The sequence below is a fragment of the Nonomuraea sp. NPDC050733 genome (genome assembly GCF_040654215.1).
In the GTDB taxonomy this organism is placed as follows: Bacteria; Actinomycetota; Actinomycetes; order Streptosporangiales; family Streptosporangiaceae; genus Nonomuraea.
This window is the reverse complement of sequence record NZ_JBFAHO010000059.1, coordinates 13,888-34,690: the sequence shown is the minus strand read 5'-3', so window position 1 is coordinate 34,690 and position 20,803 is coordinate 13,888. Positions and strand designations below refer to the sequence as shown.

General features: G+C 70.4%; 21 protein-coding genes and 1 riboswitch. Of the genes, 8 read left to right on the top strand and 13 right to left on the bottom strand.

The window, feature by feature from the left end; genetic code table 11:
- Window positions 1–429: 429 nt before the first annotated feature.
- From AB0H64_RS42315 to AB0H64_RS42300, 4 genes are all read right to left on the bottom strand, one after another.
- On the bottom strand, window positions 430–630 hold the full coding sequence (locus AB0H64_RS42315; RefSeq protein WP_068927743.1) for a cold-shock protein: 201 nt from the start codon (window positions 628–630) through the stop codon (window positions 430–432).
- Between the two features lie 275 nt (window positions 631–905).
- A complete protein-coding gene (locus tag AB0H64_RS42310) occupies window positions 906–1,181 on the bottom strand; it encodes a MoaD/ThiS family protein (protein ID WP_357636878.1) in 276 nt (91 codons plus the stop codon).
- 45 nt (window positions 1,182–1,226) lie between these two features.
- Complete coding sequence (gene thrC, locus AB0H64_RS42305) at window positions 1,227–2,459, bottom strand: threonine synthase (protein ID WP_310716320.1); 1,233 nt, start codon at window positions 2,457–2,459, stop codon at window positions 1,227–1,229.
- 13 nt (window positions 2,460–2,472) lie between these two features.
- Window positions 2,473–2,614: riboswitch (SAM riboswitch) on the bottom strand.
- Window positions 2,615–2,693: 79 nt separating this feature from the next.
- Entirely contained in the window at window positions 2,694–3,248 is a 555-nt protein-coding gene (locus AB0H64_RS42300; protein WP_310716322.1) for an RNA polymerase sigma factor, read from the bottom strand.
- A gap of 31 nt (window positions 3,249–3,279) precedes the next feature.
- Here AB0H64_RS42300 and AB0H64_RS42295 point away from each other — a divergent pair, with 31 nt between their 5' ends.
- On the top strand, window positions 3,280–4,725 hold the full coding sequence (locus AB0H64_RS42295) for a trehalose-6-phosphate synthase (protein ID WP_357636874.1): 1,446 nt from the start codon (window positions 3,280–3,282) through the stop codon (window positions 4,723–4,725).
- A gap of 17 nt (window positions 4,726–4,742) precedes the next feature.
- On the opposite strand, the gene AB0H64_RS42290 is transcribed toward AB0H64_RS42295, so the two are convergent.
- Genes AB0H64_RS42290 through AB0H64_RS42280 form a run of 3 tightly spaced genes read right to left on the bottom strand, consistent with a single transcriptional unit; the run spans window position 4,743 to window position 6,508 of the window.
- The gene (locus AB0H64_RS42290; RefSeq protein ID WP_357636872.1) at window positions 4,743–5,324 is read right to left on the bottom strand and encodes a hypothetical protein; all 582 of its coding nucleotides are present in this window, start codon (window positions 5,322–5,324) and stop codon (window positions 4,743–4,745) included.
- A gap of 49 nt (window positions 5,325–5,373) precedes the next feature.
- A complete protein-coding gene (otsB, locus tag AB0H64_RS42285; RefSeq protein ID WP_357636869.1) occupies window positions 5,374–6,144 on the bottom strand; it encodes a trehalose-phosphatase in 771 nt (256 codons plus the stop codon).
- Window positions 6,145–6,184: 40 nt separating this feature from the next.
- Complete coding sequence (locus AB0H64_RS42280; RefSeq protein ID WP_357636866.1) at window positions 6,185–6,508, bottom strand: DUF3263 domain-containing protein; 324 nt, start codon at window positions 6,506–6,508, stop codon at window positions 6,185–6,187.
- 117 nt (window positions 6,509–6,625) lie between these two features.
- On the opposite strand from AB0H64_RS42280, the gene AB0H64_RS42275 reads away from it, so the two are divergent.
- The 4 genes from AB0H64_RS42275 to AB0H64_RS42260 all read left to right on the top strand — a co-directional run bounded on the left by AB0H64_RS42275 (window position 6,626) and on the right by AB0H64_RS42260 (window position 10,503).
- A complete protein-coding gene (locus AB0H64_RS42275) occupies window positions 6,626–7,441 on the top strand; it encodes an SAM-dependent chlorinase/fluorinase (RefSeq protein WP_357636863.1) in 816 nt (271 codons plus the stop codon).
- Between the two features lie 128 nt (window positions 7,442–7,569).
- Window positions 7,570–8,886: a S8 family serine peptidase gene (locus AB0H64_RS42270; protein ID WP_357636860.1), complete on the top strand. Its 1,317-nt coding sequence runs from the start codon at window positions 7,570–7,572 to the stop codon at window positions 8,884–8,886.
- 31 nt (window positions 8,887–8,917) lie between these two features.
- Window positions 8,918–9,322, top strand: a complete 405-nt coding sequence (locus tag AB0H64_RS42265) for an OB-fold domain-containing protein (protein ID WP_357636858.1) — start codon at window positions 8,918–8,920, stop codon at window positions 9,320–9,322.
- Entirely contained in the window at window positions 9,304–10,503 is a 1,200-nt protein-coding gene (locus tag AB0H64_RS42260; protein WP_357636856.1) for a lipid-transfer protein, read from the top strand. The genes AB0H64_RS42265 and AB0H64_RS42260 overlap by 19 nt, the downstream gene beginning before the upstream one ends.
- A 92-nt stretch (window positions 10,504–10,595) precedes the next feature.
- Here AB0H64_RS42260 and AB0H64_RS42255 read toward each other — a convergent pair whose 3' ends face one another.
- The 5 genes from AB0H64_RS42255 to AB0H64_RS42235 form a co-directional block, all read right to left on the bottom strand.
- Window positions 10,596–11,612, bottom strand: coding sequence for a dipeptide ABC transporter ATP-binding protein (locus tag AB0H64_RS42255; protein WP_357636854.1), 1,017 nt, complete (start codon window positions 11,610–11,612; stop codon window positions 10,596–10,598).
- Entirely contained in the window at window positions 11,596–12,633 is a 1,038-nt protein-coding gene (locus AB0H64_RS42250) for an ABC transporter ATP-binding protein (protein WP_357636853.1), read from the bottom strand. The genes AB0H64_RS42255 and AB0H64_RS42250 overlap by 17 nt, the downstream gene beginning before the upstream one ends.
- Before the next feature lie 12 nt (window positions 12,634–12,645).
- Window positions 12,646–13,620 (bottom strand): ABC transporter permease, encoded by a 975-nt coding sequence (locus AB0H64_RS42245; protein ID WP_357636851.1) that lies wholly within the window; start codon window positions 13,618–13,620, stop codon window positions 12,646–12,648.
- A complete protein-coding gene (locus tag AB0H64_RS42240) occupies window positions 13,613–14,557 on the bottom strand; it encodes an ABC transporter permease (protein ID WP_355450046.1) in 945 nt (314 codons plus the stop codon). Before AB0H64_RS42240 ends, AB0H64_RS42245 begins: the two co-directional genes overlap by 8 nt.
- Before the next feature lie 125 nt (window positions 14,558–14,682).
- Complete coding sequence (locus AB0H64_RS42235) at window positions 14,683–16,320, bottom strand: ABC transporter substrate-binding protein (RefSeq protein WP_357636847.1); 1,638 nt, start codon at window positions 16,318–16,320, stop codon at window positions 14,683–14,685.
- A gap of 470 nt (window positions 16,321–16,790) precedes the next feature.
- On the opposite strand from AB0H64_RS42235, the gene AB0H64_RS42230 reads away from it, so the two are divergent.
- The 3 genes from AB0H64_RS42230 to AB0H64_RS42220 all read left to right on the top strand — a co-directional run bounded on the left by AB0H64_RS42230 (window position 16,791) and on the right by AB0H64_RS42220 (window position 18,922).
- Window positions 16,791–17,720: an ABC transporter permease gene (locus tag AB0H64_RS42230; protein WP_357636845.1), complete on the top strand. Its 930-nt coding sequence runs from the start codon at window positions 16,791–16,793 to the stop codon at window positions 17,718–17,720.
- Window positions 17,713–18,591: an ABC transporter ATP-binding protein gene (locus AB0H64_RS42225; RefSeq protein ID WP_357636843.1), complete on the top strand. Its 879-nt coding sequence runs from the start codon at window positions 17,713–17,715 to the stop codon at window positions 18,589–18,591. Before AB0H64_RS42230 ends, AB0H64_RS42225 begins: the two co-directional genes overlap by 8 nt.
- Window positions 18,592–18,769: 178 nt before the next feature.
- Window positions 18,770–18,922, top strand: a complete 153-nt coding sequence (locus AB0H64_RS42220; protein WP_357636841.1) for a hypothetical protein — start codon at window positions 18,770–18,772, stop codon at window positions 18,920–18,922.
- A 372-nt stretch (window positions 18,923–19,294) separates the two neighbouring features.
- Here AB0H64_RS42220 and AB0H64_RS42215 read toward each other — a convergent pair whose 3' ends face one another.
- Window positions 19,295–20,434, bottom strand: coding sequence for a hypothetical protein (locus tag AB0H64_RS42215; protein WP_357636839.1), 1,140 nt, complete (start codon window positions 20,432–20,434; stop codon window positions 19,295–19,297).
- Window positions 20,435–20,803: the final 369 nt, after the last annotated feature.

Genomic DNA, 20,803 nt, shown 5'->3' with positions numbered 1-20,803 from the left:
AGCACGACGTTGCGGCCCTTGGGGCCGAGGGTCACCTTGACGGCGTCGGCGAGCTGGTTCATACCGCGCTCGAGACCGCGCCGGGCGTCCTCGTCAAACGCGATCATCTTGGCTGCCATAAGGCTGGACCTCCCAGATGCAGGGTGGCTTGCGGCGGATCGAGCCGACGCCCGCGACGGCATATGGGTCCGCGTCTCCGTTGGCGGACCCCATCGTCCCGATCCCAGGTGCTGGCACTCACGAACAGAGAGTGCCAACGAACTGTTTAGCACTCTACCCGGTCGAGTGCAAGCGAGCACCGTGGGCGCCCAGGTCAGCCGTACGGCGGGCCCCCGGAGGGACCCGCCGTGATCGTCGACGAAGGTGCGAGGGGCAGGCCGTACGGACTGCGCTGCCGCGCGGCCTGCCACTGGACGCCAGCGACCTGGGTCAGACAGCGCGGACGGACTCCGCCTGCGGCCCCTTCTGGCCCTGTGTGATCTCGAACTCGACCCGCTGGCCCTGCTCGAGAGAGCGATAGCCGTCCATCATGATTGCCGAGTAATGGACGAATACATCTTTACCACCGTCTACCGCGATGAAGCCGTAGCCCTTGTCCGCGTTGAACCACTTGACGGTGCCCTGCGCCACTTCCGACTCCTCTTACTGGGCTCGCGGATCCCGCCCATTCGTCCGCGAGACCCGCAATCGCCACGACTTATGGCAAAACAGCCGGACGATCGTCCTCGACCATACCTGTGGCACGGCGTTTGGCAACAGAGTCAAACCGCAAACCGCGCAATTCCTCCTAACGGACTCCCTAAGGGGATGTATGGGGACATGGCCAAAGTAGTTCAACATTGAATATCCGGGAAAAGCAGAAGGCGCCCACGAGGGGCGCCTTCAGGGAGTGATGCGAGAGTTCGTCAGCCGCCGGCGACCGCAGGGATGATGGAGATCTGGACCCCTTCGGGCGCGGGCGTGTCCAGACCCTGCGCGAAACGGACGTCCTCTTCTCCCACATAAACGTTGACAAAACGACGAATCTTGCCCGATTCATCCAGAATTCGCGCGCCGATCCCCGGGTAGTCGGAGTCGAGCTTTGCGAGGACGTCACGAAGAGTCGCGCCCTCGCCACTCACTTCCGCGTTTCCGCCGGTGTACGTGCGCAGGATGGTGGGAATCCGTACAGAAACACTCATGATTAAGTCGCCTTTCCTGGTTGAACGGGCAGCCGCGCGCGGCGGTCAGACAGCCGCGCGGAACGCGTCGAGCGAGGGCTTGATCACAGCCGTGGGCTGGGCGTCCCCGGAGACCGCGTCGAGCGTCTTGAGCCCGTCGCCGGTGTTGAGCACCACGGTCTCCGCCTCGGGGTCGAGCCGCCCGCTCTCGGCGAGCTTCTTCAGCACGCCGACCGTGACGCCGCCCGCCGTCTCGGCGAAGATGCCCTCGGTCGAGGCGAGCAGCTTGATCGCGTCCACGATCTCGGCGTCCGTCACGTCCTCCACCGCGCCGCCGGTGCGGCGGGCGATGTCGAGCACGTAGGGGCCGTCGGCGGGGTTGCCGATGGCCAGCGACTTGGCGATGGTGTCGGGCCTGACCGGCTGGACCACGTCGTGGCCGGCCTTGAAGGCGGCCGACACGGGCGAGCAGCCGAGCGCCTGGGCGCCGAACACCTTGTACGGCCGGTCCTCGACCAGCCCCAGGGCGATCAGCTCCTTGAAGCCCTTGTCGATCTTGGTGAGCTGGGACCCGGAGGCGATCGGGATGACGATCTGCTCGGGGAGCCGCCAGCCGAGCTGCTCGGCGATCTCGTACGCGAGCGTCTTGGAGCCCTCCGCGTAGTACGGCCGGAGGTTGACGTTGACGAACCCCCACTTGTCGCCCATCGGGTCGCCGATCAGCTCCGAGCAGAACCGGTTGACCTCGTCGTAGGTGCCGTCGATGCCGATGAGCTTGCCGCCGAACACCCGGGCCATGGCGATCTTGGCCTGCTCCAGGTTGGCGGGGATGAACACGCAGGCGTCGAGCCCGGCCCGGGCCGCCGCGGCCGTCACCGCTCCGGCGAGGTTGCCCGTGGAGGAGCACGACAGGGTGTGGAAGCCGAAGTTGCGCGCCGCCTCGACGGCGATGGCCACGACCCGGTCCTTGAAGGAGTGGGTGGGGTTGCCGGAGTCGTCCTTGACGTACAGGGACTTGAGGCCGAGCGCGCGGCCGAGGTTGCCGGCCTTGACGAGCTTGGTCCAGCCGGGGTTCATGTTCGGCTTGGTGGCCACGTCGGCGGGGACGGGGAGCAGCGAGCGGTAGCGCCAGATGTTGGCCGGGCCCGCCTCGATGTCCTCGCGGCGGACGTCGCCGAAGGAGTAGGCCGCCTCGAGCGGCCCGAAACACTCCAGGCACGCGAAGCTCGGACCGAGGTCGTAGCGGGTGCCGCACTCGCGGCAGGACAGGGCGGTGGCAGGACCGAAGTCAAGCGACATGAAGCGAGGCCTTCCCTCATCTTCGCCTGCGGCCACCTTGACCGCAGACCGGAATTGGCACCTTGTCCCGGTCGGCCTCGCCAGGTCGCGAGTCTCAAGCCGGGAGGGTTGCCGGGGCTTCGCAGGGCCGGTCCCTCCACCCCTCTGGATGAGCAATATTCAGTTGTCGCATCAGACTGTACCCGGCCACGCGCCGCCGCCGTCCACTCGTCTCATAGCATGAGACGAGCGATCTCACCGATAGTCGTCGCCGAGCGCCGCCTGAACGTACTTGCGGGCCTGGTGGATGCGCGACTTGGCGGTGCCGAGCGGGATGCCGAGCTGCTCGGCCACCTCGTTGTAGTCGAGCTGGACGATGTCGCGCAGCACCAGCGCCTGGGCCAGGTCGGGCTTGTCGGCCTCCAGCGCCTCCATGGCGTCGAGCAGGTCCAGCCGCGACCCCGCGATGACGCTGACCCGCGCCACGTCGGGCTTCTGCACCGGCAGCTCCTCGGAGGTCTGCTCGGCGGCCCGCCGCTTCAGCGACCGGTACGTGGTCCGCGCGCAGTTGGCCGTCACGATGTGCAGCCACGTGCTGAACCTGGCCCGCCCCTCGAAGCGGCCGATGTTGCGGGCCACCGCGAGCAGAGTGTCCTGGGACGCCTCCTCGGCGTCCTGGCGGTAGGGGAGAATGCGGGCACAGTGCCGCATCACGTCGGGCTCGATCCGCTTCAGGAGCTCGCCGAGCGCGCGATGATCTCCGGCTGCGGCGGAACGGGCAAGTTCCTCGGTTAGCTCATCTAGCGCCATAGCTGGGATCCTATGATCGGAGGGAGGTTAAATGAACAGCGTCCTGGTCGCCTCCAACAGAGGCCCGGTCTCGTTCACCGTCGACGACGACGGCGCGCTGACCATGAAACGCGGCGGCGGGGGGCTGGTGTCCGGGCTGTCCGGAGTGACCAAGGACCACGGCGTGCTCTGGGTGTGCGCCGCGCTGTCCGACGGTGACCGCAGCGCCGCCCGGCGGGCTCCCGGAGGCCGGCTCGACCACGCGGGCTACGACACGGGCGCCCTGCGGATGCTCGACATCCCGGCGGCGACGTTCCACCGCGCCTACAACGCGGTGGCCAACTCCACGCTCTGGTTCGTCAACCACCTGCTCTACGACACCCCCAACGCGCCGAGCTTCGGCTCCAGGTTCCTGCGCGAGTGGGAGTCCTACCGCGACTACAACGGCGCGTTCGCGCTGGCCCTGGCCGAGGAGGCCCACCACGGGGCCCGCGTCATGGTGCAGGACTACCACCTGACCCTCACCCCCGCCATGCTCCGGGCCGAGCGGCCCGACCTGCGCATCGCCCACTTCAGCCACACGCCGTGGGCGCCGCCCGAGTACTTCTCGCTGCTGCCCGACGACGTGGCGCGCGAGGTGCTCGAAGGCATCCTGGGCGCCGACCACGCCGGCTTCCTGGCCACGCGCTGGGCGGACGCGTTCATGGACTGCTGCCGGGCGCTGCTCGGCGCCGGCGTCGACCACGCGGCCCGTACGGTCACCCACGAGGGCCGTACGACCCGCGTCGGGGTGCACGGCCTCGGCGTCGACGGCGACGCGCTCTGTGAGCGGGCCACCGAGCCCGACGTCGAGTCGCACATGGCCGCGCTGCGCGACCAGGTCGGCGACCGCGCCCTGATCGTCCGCATCGACCGGACCGAGCTGTCCAAGAACATCGTGCGCGGCCTGCTCGCCTACCGCGAGTTCCTGGCCGCCCACCCCGAGTGGCACGGGCGGGTCGTCCACCTGGCCTTCGCCTACCCGAGCCGGCACGACCTGCCCGAGTACCGCGAGTACACCGCCTCGGTGCAGCGGTGCGCCCAGGAGATCGAGGACGAGTACGCCACCGAGGACTGGGACCCGCTGATCCTCAACGTCAACGACGACTATCCGCGCTCGCTGGCCGCCTACCGGATGGCCGACGTGCTCCTGGTCAACCCGATCCGCGACGGCATGAACCTGGTGGCCAAGGAGGGCCCGATCCTGTCGCCGCGCGCCGCCCTGGTGCTGTCGCGCGAGGCCGGGGCGGCGGCCGAGCTCGGCCCGCACGCCCTCATGGTCAACCCCTACGACATCAGCGACACGGCCGGCGCGCTGCACGAGGCGCTGGTCATGCCCGAGGAGGAGCGGGCGCGCCGCCGCCGCGAGCTGGTGGCCGCCGCCACGGCGCTGCCCCCGAAACGGTGGCTGGAGGCGCAGCTCGACGCCCTGGACAAGCTCGACCCCACCCGGAGCTGACCGGCGGGAGGCCGCCTTCATCGCCAGGTCGCGCGCTTGAGCACGCCGGCCAGGCCGGGGGTGTTCCACTGGTCGACCACGAGCACCTTGGTCTTCGGCAGGTACCACTCGCGCTGGATCCACCTCGACCTGACCTTGCCGCTGTCGTAGGTGACGCAGGTGGCCTTCCACTCGCGGTAGTACGCCTTGTGGCCGGGGCCGACCTGGCGCAGGCCCTTGACCCTGGCGGCGCCGAGGGTCTCGCCCCACCTGTGGTTGTGCGGGCAGGGCTGGACGTCGGTGGCCGGGTAGTAGGGGCGCTCGGCGGTGTACGGCTTGAACACCTCGCCGCCCAGCTCGATGGCCTTCGGCCCGAGGATCCAGAAGCTGTCGCACTCCGACCCGGCGTAGCCCGACCTGGGCTTGGGGCACGAGCCGGTGACCACGCGGATCCAGTCGCCCTTGCCGTACGCCTTCCAGCCGCCCGGCAGGCTCAGCGTCAGGCCGCCGCGCAGGCGGAGGGGGGTGCCCGAACCTCCGGCGGAGGCGGTGGCGGTGGCGGGGATCAGGAGCGTGACCGCCGCGGCGAGGGCCGCGGCGGCGAGAGCTGTCTTCGGCATGCCGCGACCGTATTGCCCGGCACTTGCAGATCAATCACGAACGACTTAATCACGAACGCACGACAGCCGAGGCCAGCTCCCGCAGCAGCGCCACGACCCCGTCGGGCCCGTCCACCACGATGTCGGCCCGCTCGGCCAGCCTGGTGACCTCCGCCGAGCCGCTGCACACGGTCACCCCCGGCAGCCCCGACGCCTCGACCGCGTCGAAGGCGGCCAGGTCGCCGAGGTCGTCACCGACGAACATCACGGACCTCGCGGCCCGCTCGGCCAGGAACAGCCCGAGCGCGTGCCCCTTGTCCATGCCCGGCGGTCTCAGCTCCAGCACGAGCCGGCCCGGCTCCACCACCAGGCTGTGCCGGGCGGCCAGCTCGGCCAGCGGCTCGCGCAGCGCGGCCAGCGCGCCCTCGGGGTCGTCGGCGCGGCGGGTGTGGACGGCCACCGCCCGGCCCTTGTCCTCCACGGTCACGCCCTTCAGGCCCAGCGAGTCGAGCAGCAGCGGCAGCTCCGCCTCCGCCCGCGGCACGCCGGCGGGAGGCGGCGGGCCGGAGACCGTGCCGCGCTCCCATCGCTCGAACCCGTAGTGGCCCAGCACCACCAGGCCCGGCACGTCGGCCAGGCCGGGCCCGAGCTCCAGGGCGGTGGCGACGGGCCGTCCGGTCACGATGGCCACCGCCCCGACGTGCCCGCCCAGCTCGGCCAGCACGCCGGGTGCCTCCGGGTGGATCCGGGCGGAGGCCGGGTCGGGCACGATCGGGGACAGCGTCCCGTCGAAGTCGAGCCCGATCACGGCACCCGCCGGGTCCTTCAGGATGGCTTCCATGCCAGGGATGTTCCTCACGCGGCTGGGCCTACCCAGCAGGTCAGGGGCGCATGCCCAGACGCCTCGCGGCGCGGTCGCGCTGGCGGCCGGCGCGCAGCCTGCGCAGCCGTTTGACCAGCATCGGGTCGTGCTCCAGGGCGGCCGGCTTGTCGATGAGCTCGCCCAGAAGCTGGTAGTAGCGGGTGGCGGAGAACCCGAAGGTCTCCTTGATGGCCTGCTCCTTGGCGCCCGCGTGGCGCCACCACTGGCGCTCGAAGGCGAGGAGGTCGAGATCGCGTTGGGTCAGCTGTGCGGGTGGCGTGAGGGGCTGGTCGTGCGCTGGCTGTCGGGGTGCACTGTCACCGCCGGCCGGTGCAGTGTCCATGGTTCCTCCTCGAAAGGCTGCGCGCGACGATCACGACACGCGCATGCGGCCCGACGCCATCGTAATGTGCGCAGTCCGGCTGTTCATGGCGGATGGCTAGACGTACAGTCACGAAGTGTGACCTCAGTCATCACGCTTCTCACGGACTACGGGCTGGAGGACGGCTACGTGGCGGCCTGCCACGGGGTGATCGCCGGCATCGCGCCCGAGGCCCGGGTGATCGACGTGTGCCACGCCATCCCGTCGGGCGACGTCCGCCGCGGCGCCGCGATCCTCGCCCAGACCATTCCCTACCTGCCCCGGGGCGTGCACATCGGCGCGGTGGACCCCGGCACGGGAGGCACCCGCCGGGCCGTCGCGATCGAGGCGGGCGGCCGGGTGTTCGTCGGCCCGGACAACGGGCTGCTGTCGTGGGCGGTCCACGCCAGCGGGGGCGCCGACGCGGCGTACGAGATCAGCAACGAGGAGTACTTCCTGAGACCCGTCTCGCCCACCTTCCACGGGCGCGACATCTACTCGGCCGTCGCGGCCCGGCTGTTCAAGGGCGCCAAACCCGCTGACCTGGGGCCGGAGCGCCCGGTCGGCCGGCTCGTCTCGCTGGCGGAGCCGACCTCGGTGGTGCGCGAGGGGGCCGTGGAGGGCGAGGTCGTCTCGGTCGACCGCTACGGCAACACCCAGCTGTCGATCACCGCGAGCCACCTGGAGGCGCTGGGGGCTCGGGTGGGCGACACGCTGGGCGTGTGGCTGGGGCGGCGGCAGCTCACGCTGCCGTACCGGGAGACGTACGCGGCGGTGCCGCCGGGTGAGCTGGTGGCGTTCGCGGACTCGGCGGGGCTGATCGCGATCGCGGTGAACTCCGGGGACGCGGCGCAGCGGCTCGGGCTCCCGCCCGGCGCCCATGTCCGGATATCTCCCTCTATAGCCAAGTCTTAGGTTACGAAAGTTACTTAAGCCTAATTACGCGATGTATCGGACCGTTTACTGAAGGTCCCGATCAATCATGGGCGTCGCGTGTCACAATCTCCGGCAACGGGCATCCCCCTTCTGCCCCGGAGGTCGCGATGCGCCACTTCCGTCCCATACCGCACGTCACCAGGAGACTCGTACCCCGCCTCACCGTCTGGCTCGTCACCTGTCTCGTCGCCTGCCTGTCCGCCTCGCCGCTGATCGGCCGGGCATCGAGCGCCGGCGCCGCCGCCCGCACCGGGACGACCGCGTACGGGGCCGCGCAGTGGCAGCTCCCCGCGCTGCGCCTGCCCGAGGCGTGGCGGATCAGCAGAGGCGAGGGCGTGCTGGTGGCGGTGCTCGACACCGGCGTGAACGGTCGCCACCCCGACCTCACGGGCTCCGTGGTGACCGGTCCCGACCTGACCGGCACCGGGAGCCGGCCCGGCCGGTCGGGCCACCACGGCACCGCCATGGCCAGCCTCATCGCCGGCCACGGCCACACCGGCACCCCCGCCTCCCGGGTCGCCGCGTTCTCCCCGCCCTCCTCTCCGGCCCGCGGTGCGCAGGCCGCCCAGGAGACCGCACGGACCGGCGTGATCGGCGTCGCCCCTGAGGCCCGCGTGCTGTCCGTCCGCGTCACGCTGGAGAACGACGACCCGCTCCGTGCCCGCCCCTCCGCCACCCGCCTCTCCGCCGCCCGCCCCTCGGCCGGCCGGCCCGACGCCCTGGCCCGCGGCATCCGCTACGCCGCCGACCACGGCGCGGACGTCATCAGCATGTCCCTGGGCGGCGGCAGCGGCGCCTGGCGCGGCTCGCCCGCCGAGCAGGCGGCCGTGCGGTACGCGCTGTGCCGCGGCGCCGTGCTGGTGGCCTCCTCCGGCAACGACGGCGAGACCACGAACCGCAGGAACTACCCGGCCGCCTACCCCGGCGTCATCGCGGTGGGCGCGGTGAACCAGCGGCTCAGGGTGACGGCGTTCTCCAACCGCCAGAACTACCTGTCGGTGGTGGCTCCCGGCACGGGCATCCTCACCGCCGACGGCGCCGGCTCGTACGTGGTGGGCGACGGCACGAGCGCGGCGGCGGCCATGGTGGCGGGCATCGCGGCCCTGGTGAGGTCCGCCTACCCCGGCCTGCCGCCGGACCGGGTGCGCGCGGCCATCGAACGCGGCACGGTCGCGCGACCGCCCGCCCGCAACCCCTCGTACGGGCACGGCATGGCCGACGCGCTGCTCGCGCTGCGGGAGGCGGGCCGGATGGCAGGGGCCCGTGCGGGCAGGGCCCTTCCGCCGCCGCCCGCGCCGGGCCGGACCGCCGGACCGGAGCCGGAGTCGCGGCTGCCGACGCTGGTGGGGCTGCTCGTGCTCTGCCTGGCGATGGCCGGGCACGTGGTGGCGCGGCGGCGTGCCTCCTGGGGCAGGCGGACTTAAGCCTAGCAAGCGCTTGTGTAATACTCCTGGCATGACCCTGGCGATCGACGGCTGGTTCACGATCGAGGACGGCGCCACCCACCTCCTGGGCGCCCGGTGCGCCGCCTGCGGCACGGTGACGTTCCCGCCGCGGACCGGCTTCTGCCCCAACCCCGGCTGCGAGAGCGAGAACCTGGAGGTGACGCGGCTGTCCCGGCGGGGCCGGGTCTGGTCCTACACCGGCGCCCGTTATCCCCCGCCCGAGCCGTACGTGGCCGCCGAGCCGTACACGCCGGTCACGCTGGCGGCGGTGGAGCTGGAGCGCGAGGGGATCATGGTGCTCGGGCAGGTCAGGGACCTCACGGTCGAGGACCTGGAGGTGGGCATGGAGCTGGAGCTGACCCACGGCGCGCTCACCGACGGGCCGCTGGTGTGGATGTGGGGGCCGGCGTCGTGAGCGTGGTGGTGCTGGGCGCGGGCATGCACCCGTGGGGCAAGTGGGGCCGCCCGTTCACCGAGTACGGCGTCGCGGCGGCCCGCGAGGCGCTGCGCGACGCCGGGGTGAGCTGGCCCGAGGTCGGGTTCCTGGTGGGCGCCGACACGATCAGGAACGGCTACCCGGGCTTCGTGGCCGGGGCCACGTACGCGAGGGCGCTCGGCTGGTCGGGCGCCCGGATCGCGTCCTGCTACGCCGCCTGCGCCTCCGGCGCGCAGGCCGTCGACATCGCGCGCACCCGGATCCTCGCCGGGCTGTGCGACGTGGCGCTGGTGGTGGGCGCCGACTCCACCCCGAAGGGCTTCTTCAAGCCGGTCGGCGGCGAGCGCCCGGACGACCCGGACTGGCTGCGCTTCCGCCTGCTCGGGGCCACGAACCCCGCCTACTTCGGGCTGTACGCGCGCCGCCGCATGGCCCTGCACGGCTCGACGGCCGAGGACTTCGCCGCGGTCAAGGTCAAGAACGCCCGCGCCGGCTCGCTGAACCCGCTGGCCCGCTACCGCAAGCCCGTCACGGCCGAGGAGGTGCTGGCCTCGCCCATGGTGGCCGATCCGCTGCGCCTCATGGACATCTGCGCCACCTCCGACGGCGGGGCCGCGCTCGTGCTCGCCTCGGCCGACTACGCCCGGCGGCGCGGCGTCACGGACGCGGTGCGCCTGGCCGCCGTGTCCACGGTGACGCCGTCCTTCCCCAACACCGTGCTGGAGCTCCCGGAGTTCGCCACCGACTCCCGCGCCGCCGTGCCGCCTCCCGAGCGGCCGTTCCGCGCGGCGATCGCCCACGCCGCCTACGAGGAGGCGGGGCTGGGACCGGAGGATGTGTCGTTCGCCGAGGTGTACGACCTGTCCACGGCACTGGAGCTGGACTGGGTCGAGGACGTCGGGCTCTGCCCGCCGGGCGAGGCGGACAAGCTGCTGCGGGCCGGCGACACCGCGCTCGGCGGCCGCGTCCCGGTGAACCCCTCCGGCGGGCTCGCCTCGTTCGGCGAGGCCATCCCCGCCCAGGCGATCGCCCAGGTGTGCGAGCTGACCTGGCAGCTGCGCGGCCGGGCGGGCGCTCGCCAGGTCGCGGGCGCCAGGGTGGGGCTGGCGGTCAACCAGGGCCTGTTCGGCCACGGCTCCGCGGTCATCGCCACCCGCTGACGTACGGCCGGGACAGCTGACGTACGGCCTGGACATACGCGGAGCCCCGCGCGAGCGGATCGCGCGGGGCTCCGTGTGGCGGGACGGCGGCGTCAGCCGGCGTGGACCACGTCGTGCGTCTCCGCGAAGTGGCAGGCGCTCAGGTGCGACGTGCCCGGCCGGATCTGGAGCAGCGGCTCCTCCTCGGCGCAGATCTCCTGGGCCTTCCAGCAGCGGGTGCGGAAGCGGCAGCCCGACGGCGGGTTGGCCGGCGAGGGCGGGTCGCCCTGCAGGATGATCCGCTCGCGCTGCTCGCGGCCCTCGGGGTCGGGGACCGGGACGGCCGACAGCAGCGCCTGGGTGTACGGGTGGGCCGGCCGGTCGTAGATCTCCAGGTCCTTGCCCAGCTCCACCATCTTGCCCAGGTACATCACCGCGACCCGGTCGGAGATGTGGCGCACCACCGACAGGTCGTGGGCGATGAAGATGTACGCCAGGCCGAACTCGTTCTGCAGCCGCTCCAGCAGGTTGATGACCTGGGCCTGGATCGACACGTCGAGCGCGGAGACCGGCTCGTCGCAGACGATGATCTCGGGCTGGAGCGCCAGGCCGCGGGCGATACCGATGCGCTGGCGCTGACCGCCGGAGAACTGGTGCGGGTAGCGGTTGATGTGGTCGGGGTTGAGGCCCACGACCTCCAGCAGCTCCTGCACCTTGCGGCGGCGGTCGCCCTTGGGCGCCACCTCGGTGTGGATGTCGAAGGGCTCGCCGACGATGTCGCCGACGGTCATCCGGGGGTTCAGCGAGGTGTAGGGGTCCTGCATCACCATCTGGATGTTGCGGCGCATCCGCTTGAGCTCGCCGCCCCTGGCCTGGGCCATGTCGCGCCCGTTGATGACGACCGAGCCGGAGGTGGGCCGCTCCAGCGCCATCAGCACCTTGGCGAGCGTGGACTTGCCGCAGCCCGACTCGCCGACGATGCCCAGCGTCTCGCCCCTGTTGAGCTCGAACGAGACGCCGTCGACCGCCTTGATGGCGCCGATCTGCTTCTTGAACATGATGCCCTGGGTCAGGGGGAAGTGCTTGACCAGGTCCCGCACCTCAAGGATTCGCTCACCTTGGGTCGCCATCGAGGACCTCCCTCCAGTAGTGGCAGGCGCTGTTGCGCACACCGCTGATCGCGTAGAGCGGGGGGGCGTCGGTCACGCAGTTGTCCTGGCGGTACGGGCACCGCGGGTGGAAGGCGCAGCCGGTCGGCATGTCGAGCAGGTTGGGCGGCAGGCCCTTGATCGCGTACAGCTCCTGGCCCTTGAGGTCGACCCGGGGGATCGACTCCAGCAGACCCTTCGTGTACGGGTGGGCGGGCGCCCGGTAGATGTCGTACACCGGGGCGTTCTCGACGATCCGTCCCGCGTACATGACCGCGATCTTGTCCGCGACGTCGGCGACGACGCCGAGGTCGTGCGTGATGAGGATCAGGCCCATGTTGCTCTCGCTCTGCAGCTCGGCGAGCAGCTCCATGATCTGGGCCTGGACCGTCACGTCGAGGGCGGTGGTCGGCTCGTCCGCGATCAGCACCTCCGGGTCCAGCGCGATCGACATGGCGATCATGATGCGCTGGCGCATGCCCCCGGAGAACTGGTGCGGGTAGTCGTGCACGCGCTGCTTGGCGGCCGGGATGCGGACCCGGTCCATCAGCTCGACGGCCTTGGCCATCCCGTCGCGCTTCGACATGCCGCGGTGGACGCGGAACATCTCACTGATCTGCCAGCCCACGGTGAACACCGGGTTGAGCGCGGACAGCGCGTCCTGGAAGATCATCGCGATGCGCTGGCCGCGCACCTGGGTGCGCGCCTCGTCCGACAGCTTGAGGAGGTCGGTCCCGCGGAAGCGGATCTCTCCCTTGGGAATGCGCGCGGGCGGCATGTCCAGAATGCCCATGATCGCCTGCGCGGTCACGGACTTGCCGGAGCCCGACTCGCCCAGCACCGCGAGGGTCTCCCCCGGGTTGAGCGTGTAGCTCACCCCGTTGACGGCCCGCACGACACCGGCCCGCGTGGCGAACTCCACGTGGAGGTCCTCCACCGCCAGCAACGGCTCGTCGCCCAGCCCTCCCTCGGCGGGCAACGTGTCCAGCGATGTCTTTCTCATCTGTCCCCCCTCCTACCTGAGCTTCGGGTCGAGCGCGTCGCGGACGGCGTCGCCCAGCATGATGAACGCCAGCACGGTGATGCTGAGGAACACGGCCGGGAACACCAGCGGCAGCGGCGCCTCCAGGAACCGGTTCCGGGCGTCGGCGATCATCAGGCCCCACGAGATGTCCGGCGACTGCACGCCCACCCCGAGGAACGACAGCGCGGCCTCGGCCGCGATGAACCCGCCCAGGTTGATGGTGGCCACGACGATCACCGGGGCGATCGCGTTCGGCAGCAGGTGCCCGAACATGACCCGGCTCTGGCTCGCGCCGAGCGCCCGCGCCGCGACGACGAAGTCCTGGCTCCTGGCCGTGATGACGGCGGCCCGCATGATGCGGAACGTCATCGGCCAGGCCAGCACCGACAGCGCGATCACGACGATCCAGATGCCCAGGCCCTTGTCCCGGAACGTCGCCGTGATGAGCAGCGCGCCCAGGATCTGCGGGATCGCGAAGAACACCTCGGTGACGCGCGAGGACACCGTGTCGGTGAGCCCGCCGCGGGCGCCCGCGATGAGGCCGAGCAGGCCGCCGACGACCGCGGTGATGACCGTGGTGCTGACGCCGATGAGGATCGAGTTGCCGGCGCCGTAGATGGTCCTGGCGTACACGTCGCAGCCGAGGTTGTCGCGCCCGAAGAGGTGACCCGAGCTCGGCCCCTGACGGGCGGTCGCGAGGTCGCAGGAGCGCGCGTCCAGCGGGTTGATCGACGTGAACAGCGAGGGCCAGAACGACATGATCAGCAGGATCGCGATGAGGACCAGCGAGAAGATGAACATCGGCCGGCGGCGCAGGTCGTGCCAGGCGTCGCTCCACAGACTCGCCGGCCTGTCCGCCTTCTTGCGGCGCCTGCCGCCGCCGGGGGACGACTCGACGGGCCGCTTCTCCGTGGTCAGGGTCTGGGTCTCGGAGGCCGCTGGGTCGGCCTGGGGGATGTCACTCATAGCGGATCCTCGGGTCGAGCACTGCGTACATCAGGTCGACGGCCAGGTTGGCGACGATGTAGACCAACACCAGGATGGTCACGATTCCTACGACGATGGGTTGTTCTCGTAGGTAGACGCCGTCGTAGAGCTGCTTGCCGATCCCAGGCAGGTTGAAGATCGTCTCGGTGATGACCGCCCCGCCCATGAGATTGCCGAGGTCGGCGCCCAGATAGGTGACCAGGGGGATCAGCGCGTTGCGCAGACCGTGCCTGCCGATGACCCTCCGCCGGGACAGGCCCTTGGCGATCGCCGTGCGGATGTAGTCGGATCTCAGCGTCTCCACCAGGCTCGTTCTCGTCAGCCGGGTGAGGTACGCGATCGACACGCCCGCCAGCACGAACCCGGGCAGCAGGTACGACTTCAGGCCCTGCGTGGCGCCCGCGATGGGGAAGATCTCGGTGCCCGTCACCTGCTTGAGCCAGACGCCCAGCCAGAGCTGGAGCACGAAGCCGCTGACCAGGGTGGGGATGGAGATCAGCAGCAGCGTGGACGCCAGGATCGCGGTGTCGGTCGCCCTGCCGCGGCGCAGCGCCGCCCACAGGCCGAGGACGACGCCGATGATGGCCTCGAGGGTCAGCGCGACCAGCGCGAGGTTCAGCGTGACCTGGAGCTTGCCCGCCAGGAGCTGGGTCACCGGGACGCCGGCGAACGTCTTGCCGAAGTCCCCGCGGAAGATGATGCCGCTGATGTAGTACCAGTACTGGACCAGCAGCGGATCGTTGAGGTGGTACTGGTCGCGGATGATCGCGACGATGTTGGGGTCCTGCCTCTTCTCACCGGCCAGCGCGGCGACAGGGTCACCGGGCAGCGCGAAGACGATGGCGAAGATGAACAGGGTGGCGCCGAGCAGGACTGGCACTGCCTGGATCAGGCGCCTGATGATGTAACGGCCCATTCAAGCCTCCCGTACATGCCGGAAGGCAGTGCCTGGCCCATGGGGTGGAACGGCCCAGGCGACTGCCTTCTTGACGGCTCTCGAGGGGCGGACGCGCCACGCGCGCCCGCCCCCGGGAACAAGCGTCAGGCCTTCTCGACGTCGGCCCACTCAACCTGGTTGAGCAGGTTGATCTTGACGTTCTTGACCTTGGTCGAGTATCCCGAGTTGTTCCGGTAGAAGTACACCGGGATGTACGGCATCTCCTTGATGAGGATGTCGTCCGCCTGCTGGTAGATCTTCAGGCCCTCTTCGGGGGTGGCGGCCTGGTCGCCCTTGGCGACCGTCTCGTCGAACTCCTTGTTGGAGTAGCCCGCGTAGTTGGAGCCCGTCTTGATCGCGCCGGTCGAGAAGATCGGCGACAGGTAGTTCTCGGCCGACGGGTAGTCGATCGCCCAGCCCATCCGGAACATGCCCTTGTACTTCTTCGCGTCCAGGTCGTCCAGGATGTTGGCGAACTTCTCGAACGGCTTGACCGTCACCTCGACGCCGAGGTTGGCGCGGAGGTTGTTGGCGACGGCCTCGATCCACTCCTTGTGACCACCGTCGGCGTTGTAGCCGAGCTCCAGCTTGGCCGGGCCCTTGGCGGCGGCGTACTGCTCCTTGGCCTTGCCCGGGTCGTAGGCGCAGGCCGTGCAGGCGCCCTGGCGGTAGCCGTCGATGGCCGGGTTGATGAAGTCGTCGGCCGGCGAACGGGTGCCGGAGAAGACCGTCTCGGCGATGGTCTTCCGGTCGATGGCCATCGAGATGGCCTCGCGGACCTTGACGTCCTTGTACTCGTCGTTGTACTGGAGGGGGAAGCCGATGTAGCCGATACCGGCGTCCGGCTGGTCCTGGTAGCGGTCCCCGAGCGCGGTCTTGGCGCTGGCGATCGCCGACGCGGGCAGCGAGTCGTGGATGTCGACGTTGTCGGCCTGCAGGTCGTTGTAGGCCGTCTCCGAGCTGTTGTAGAGCTTGAACTGGAGCTTGGTCCAGCCGGTCGGCTTCTTGCCCGGGAACTTGTCGTACACCGACATGTCGATGGTCTGGTCGGTGCCCTTCTTGTAGGGCTTGTCCAGCTTGAACAGGCCCTGGCCGATCGGCTTCTCGCCGAACTCCGCCGTCACCTTGCCGTCGGCGCCGAAGGCGGCCTTGGGCAGCGGGTAGAACGCGGTGTAGCCGAGCATGGTCTTGAACTGGGAGAACGGCGCGGTGAGCGTGACCTCGAGGGTGGTGTCGTCCACCGCCTTGAGGCCCTTCATCTCCTTGGTGGTGACCTGCTTGCCCTCGCCCGGGTTGAGGTCGGCGTAGCCGTCGACACGGCCGAAGAAGTAGCCGGCGCCCTGGGCGTTGTCCTGGTTCGCCGCGTAGTTCCAGGCGTCAACGTAGTTCTGCGCGATCACGGGCTCGCCGTTGTGCCAGGTGTAGCCCGGCTTGAGCTTGATCGTCCAGACCTTGTTGTCCTGAGTCTCGATCGACTCCGCCGCGCCCATGACGACCTGCTTGTTCTCGTCATAGTTCACCAGCGGCTCGAAGACCGCCGCGAGCGTCTCGGCGCCCTCGGACTCAGTGGTGTTCGAAGGGACCAGCAGGTTCTGCGGCTCGCCGAGCTCCATGCGGACCGGCGTGTCCCCGCTCGATCCGGAGGTGCCGGTCGAGGTGCCGCCGCCGCCACCACACGCGGCAACCGCGAGGGCCAGCAGCGCGGTACCGGCGACGATCTGTGCGCCCTTAGTAACACGCATGGTAAGAAGATTCCTCCCTCTACAGGTGGGCGTTAGCGCTGAGCTGCGATGATCGTGAGCAGCCTGACGGGGGGTTCGGTAATCCCCCGGGTTTGGCTGACATGGTCAAACCAGCCGACGCCCTGCCAGTCGATCGCGACTATCCCTCACTACGTGCCACCAGCGAGTCTCTGGCGCGTTGCAGTTCGGTCACACGTGCGCCTATCCAGCGTCACAGTCATACGGCTCAGACGGTCTAGAAGCTCTTATAACCGTCAGATGACCATACGTTTGGACACGGGCAGTCGAGCAAAAATACCTCTTACCGAATCGTGCTCGCGCCCTTGCCGGGCGCTCGGCGGGTCACTGGGCTACGGTTGTTGCCGTCTTGACGGCGCCTTGGAACCGGGCGCTCCAGGACTCCGTCCAACTGTCTGCCGCGCACCCGCGCGGGAGCACCTCACCGACCCGGATCCAATAGAGTCCTTGCCATGAGTCAGCCGGAATCCGCTGTCGCGGACGCCCAGGCGGGCGGCCGGAGCGGGCAGGAGCCGCTGGCCAAGCTCGCCGCGAGATACGGGCTTCGCCGTGCCATCGCGCGGCCGAGGTTTCCTGTCTACGTGCGCCAGCTCTGGGAGCGGCGGCACTTCATCCTGACCTACGCCACTTCGCGCAACGTCTCGAAGTATTCGAACTCCGCCCTGGGCCAGCTCTGGCAGGTCCTCACCCCGCTGCTCAACGCCGGCATCTACTACGTGATGTTCGGCCTCATCCTCGGGGGCAGGGGCCAAATCGAGAACTATCCCGCGTTCCTGCTGACCGGGATGTTCGTCTTCACCTACACCCAGCGGTCGGTCACCGCGGGTGCCAAGTCGATCTCCGGCAACCTCTCGCTCATCCGCGCGCTGCACTTCCCCAGGGCGTCGCTGCCTCTGGCCTACACCATCCAAGAGCTCCAGCAGCTCGCCATCTCCATGGGCGTGCTCCTCGTGATCGTGCTCATCACCGGCGAGCCCATCACGCTGTTCTGGCTCATGGTGCCGGTCGTGCTGGTGTTCCAGACGATGTTCAACGTGGGCGCCGGCCTGGTGATCGCCCGCATGGGCGCCTCCATGCGCGACCTCAACCAGCTCCTGCCCTTCATCACCCGCACCTGGCTGTACGCCTCGGGCGTCTTCTTCTCCATCCAGGAGAAGGTCGTGGGCAGCGCCCACCTCCCCCAGTGGGTGGCCGACGTCATGTACTACGCGAATCCGGCCGCCTCCTACATCGAGTTCATGCGCGACATCCTCATCACGAAGGGTGGCGGGCACAACCCACCGGAATCGGTCTGGATATCCTGCGTATTCTGGGCGGTGTTCGCCCTCTGCTTCGGCTTCTGGTACTTCTGGCGGGCCGAGGAGAGGTACGGGCGTGGCTGAACTTACCGAGGAGCTGTCACTGGTGAAGGCCGAGGAGCCCGCCGTCGCCGCCGGCAAGGACGGCAAGGCGAAGCCGCAGCCCAAGTCGGCCACGCCGGTCAGCAAGCCGCCTCTCGACGTTCCCACCGGCACGCCCACCGTCATCGTCGACGACCTGCACATCGTCTACCGCGTCTACGGGGCGGCCACCGACGCCGAGAAGGGCAACGCGGTCAACGCCCTCACGCGCATCCTGAGGCGCCAGGGCAGGCCGCAGATGAAGGAGGTCCACGCCGTCAAGGGCGTCTCCTTCGTGGCCTACCACGGCGACGCCATCGGCATCGTGGGGCGCAACGGGTCAGGCAAGTCAACGCTGCTGCGCGCGATCGCCGGTCTCCTGCCGCCCCACGCGGGCGCCGTCTACACCGACGGGCAGCCCTCGCTGCTCGGCGTCAACGCCGCGCTCATGCGCGAGCTCACCGGCGAGCGCAACATCGTCCTCGGCTGCTACGCCATGGGCATGACGCCTGCCGAGGTCAAGGAGAAGTACCAGGAGATCGTGGACTTCTCCGGCATCGACGAGTTCGTCCAGCTCCCGATGTCCACCTACTCCTCCGGCATGGGCGCCCGCCTGCGCTTCGCCATCTCCTCGGCCAAGACCCACGACGTGCTGCTCATCGACGAGGCGCTGGCCACCGGTGACCGCGAGTTCCGCAAGAAGAGCGAGCAGCGCATCCGCAAGATCCGCGAGGAGGCCGGCACGGTGTTCCTCGTCGCCCACGACCTGCGCGTCATCGAGGAGACCTGCAACCGGGTCATCTGGCTGCACAAGGGCAAGATCAAGATGGACGGCGACCCCAAGGAAGTGCTCGCCGCCTACAACAAGGGCTGACCCACCCGAGCCTCCAGCCGCCGGCGCGTACGACACGCCCGGCGGCTTCCTCATGGGACGACTGCGCGCGGCCCCTGCGACACCAGAGGTCAATGCCTGACAGCGTGGCGCACGGTCCGGTATGATTCGAACGTTGTTTCGATACGGCGAGGCGCGGATGGAAGGGAACGGGGGCGCGATGGGAGAGCTTTCGGCCGCGATCGACCACCTGGCCATCGAGGACGTGTCGGAGATCCCGAGGATGGAGCTGGCCGAGCAGCTCATCGACCTGCACTGGCAGATGGCCCGGCTTCAGGCCCAGATAGCGCGGCGCACCGGCGTACGCGTCTGACGCTTGGTCCGGGCGGCCCGCGCGGGTCCAGGCGGCCCCGTACAGCATCCAGCGGCCCGCGTGGAGGGTCCGGGGTTCCCCGTGCCAGAGTCAAGCGGCTCCGGGCAGGGTCCGGCTCCCCGCGCAGGGTCCGGGCATGGGAGTGCCGCCGGTCCCTGGTCGAGGGACCGGCGGCGGGCTGCGCCTCTCACCGGGGGTCGCCGCCCTGCAGTGGCGGCTCGGCACGTGAGGCGTGACTCGGGCTCGGGCGCGTCCGCCCGGCCCGCGCCGTCCCACCGGTCCGGGAGGCGGGCCGTCCGAGCGCCGGCACCAAGGCGCTCGTCATCCCTCCCCCGGGCCGCCGGCGGACACGGCGGGCAGCGGCCTTTCTGGTCAGCTCAGCCGCGTACCCGGCACCACCCCGCCCGAGGCGACGCGCGACAGCGGGGTGCCGGACACCACGGCGCCCGGAGTCACCCCCTGAGCCAGCGGTCCGCTGGGGACGGGGCCACGGGACAGGGCACCGCTCCGGGCCACACCGCTCGGCGCGACGCCCCGCGAGAGGGCACTGCTCGGAGCGGCACCGCGCGAGAGGGCACCGCTGGACACGACGCCGTTCGACAGCGCACGCGCCGGGCCGCTCGACAGCGCGCCGCCCGGACCGCTGGAGAGCGCGCCGCCCGGCACCGCGCCACTGGAGGTGACGCCTCGGGCGAGCGTGCCGTTCCGGGCCACGCCCTGGGCCAGCGGGACGCTCGGCGCCACCCCGCTCGGCGCCACACGGCCCGAGGTGGCGCCCCTGGACAGGGCGCCCCTCAGCGTGTCACCGGCCGGGAGGTCCGTGACCGGGGAGTCGGTCGTGGCCGGGGCCGGCCGGCTCGGCTGGACGTACCGCCGCTCCCAGTTCTCCCGGCCGCGCCTGCCCGTGCCGGCCGCCCTGGGAGATCTCCCGGGCCGACGACCTGTGCGGGTCGTCCTCGGCGAGGAGCCGTCGTCGTCCCGGGCGGTGACCGGGGCGGTCCTCACCCTGCCCCGGCGGCCGGTCGCGGAGCCGCCCCCCGACGTCCCCCCGCGGGAGGCCGCCGAGGTGGAGCCTCGGCGCCCGGGCACCGTGGGACGCGGCGTCCGGTCCCCCGGCACATCGACGCGGGGCACGGCACCGGTGACCGGGCCGGGCACAGCACCGGTGACCGGGCCAGGCACAGCACCGGTGACCGGGCCAGGCACAGCACCGGTGACCGGGCCGGACACCGCACCGGGCGCGTCGGCGTCCAGCGTGCGGGCACCGGGCACCGCGCCCAGGCTCGCGCCGTCCAGAGTCCCCCGGCCGACCGTCCCGCCGTCCAGCACCCTGCCGTCCGGCGTCCTGTCGTCCAGTGTTCCGGCGGCCGTCGAGGTCACGTCCGGCGCGCCGGGCCCCGTCGTGAGCGGCCTGATGGAGCGGTGCGCCTGCGCGTGGGCCGGCGGAACGGTGAGGGCCGCCGCCAGCCCGAGTGACGCGACGGCGACAGCCGCCTTGACTACACGATTCATGATTGCCTTCCCGGCTCGTGATCGATCGCTCTCGAATGCGGAGGAAACGCGAATCGAAAACCCCCCGAAAGCCGAGACGAACACGCTGTGGGCACCACACGCGGCGCGCCGCCCGGCTGAGCTACCGACGTAGTTGTACCACCACGGCCGTCGGCTGGCGGGCCAGGTCAACGGCCCTCCAAGAGGCTCGGGAGAGCCCCGGCAAGGCCGTCGAGCGGCAGAAAGAACAGGCGCATATTTCGGGATATTGAGAGGGCGGATTCCCGGACATAAGCCGCCCGCCCCCGAACACGCCGACGGCCCGCGGACGTTCGCCGTCAAGGACGAAAGCCGCGGGCCGGGCGCACAGATTTTCCGCTAGCCGGGTGC

Coding starts and splice junctions, on each gene's coding strand:
- AB0H64_RS42300 (WP_310716322.1), bottom strand. CDS start 3,248: ATGGCGCTAGATGAGCTAACCGAGGAACTTGCCCGTTCCGCCGCAGCC.
- AB0H64_RS42250 (WP_357636853.1), bottom strand. CDS start 12,633: ATGAGAAAGACATCGCTGGACACGTTGCCCGCCGAGGGAGGGCTGGGC.
- AB0H64_RS42270 (WP_357636860.1), top strand. CDS start 7,570: ATGCGCCACTTCCGTCCCATACCGCACGTCACCAGGAGACTCGTACCC.
- AB0H64_RS42290 (WP_357636872.1), bottom strand. CDS start 5,324: ATGCCGAAGACAGCTCTCGCCGCCGCGGCCCTCGCCGCGGCGGTCACG.
- AB0H64_RS42235 (WP_357636847.1), bottom strand. CDS start 16,320: ATGCGTGTTACTAAGGGCGCACAGATCGTCGCCGGTACCGCGCTGCTG.
- AB0H64_RS42310 (WP_357636878.1), bottom strand. CDS start 1,181: ATGAGTGTTTCTGTACGGATTCCCACCATCCTGCGCACGTACACCGGC.
- AB0H64_RS42230 (WP_357636845.1), top strand. CDS start 16,791: ATGAGTCAGCCGGAATCCGCTGTCGCGGACGCCCAGGCGGGCGGCCGG.
- AB0H64_RS42295 (WP_357636874.1), top strand. CDS start 3,280: ATGAACAGCGTCCTGGTCGCCTCCAACAGAGGCCCGGTCTCGTTCACC.
- AB0H64_RS42245 (WP_357636851.1), bottom strand. CDS start 13,620: ATGAGTGACATCCCCCAGGCCGACCCAGCGGCCTCCGAGACCCAGACC.
- AB0H64_RS42240 (WP_355450046.1), bottom strand. CDS start 14,557: ATGGGCCGTTACATCATCAGGCGCCTGATCCAGGCAGTGCCAGTCCTG.
- AB0H64_RS42215 (WP_357636839.1), bottom strand. CDS start 20,434: ATGAATCGTGTAGTCAAGGCGGCTGTCGCCGTCGCGTCACTCGGGCTG.
- AB0H64_RS42280 (WP_357636866.1), bottom strand. CDS start 6,508: ATGGACACTGCACCGGCCGGCGGTGACAGTGCACCCCGACAGCCAGCG.
- AB0H64_RS42255 (WP_357636854.1), bottom strand. CDS start 11,612: ATGGCGACCCAAGGTGAGCGAATCCTTGAGGTGCGGGACCTGGTCAAG.
- AB0H64_RS42220 (WP_357636841.1), top strand. CDS start 18,770: ATGGGAGAGCTTTCGGCCGCGATCGACCACCTGGCCATCGAGGACGTG.
- otsB (WP_357636869.1), bottom strand. CDS start 6,144: ATGGAAGCCATCCTGAAGGACCCGGCGGGTGCCGTGATCGGGCTCGAC.
- thrC (WP_310716320.1), bottom strand. CDS start 2,459: ATGTCGCTTGACTTCGGTCCTGCCACCGCCCTGTCCTGCCGCGAGTGC.
- AB0H64_RS42265 (WP_357636858.1), top strand. CDS start 8,918: ATGACCCTGGCGATCGACGGCTGGTTCACGATCGAGGACGGCGCCACC.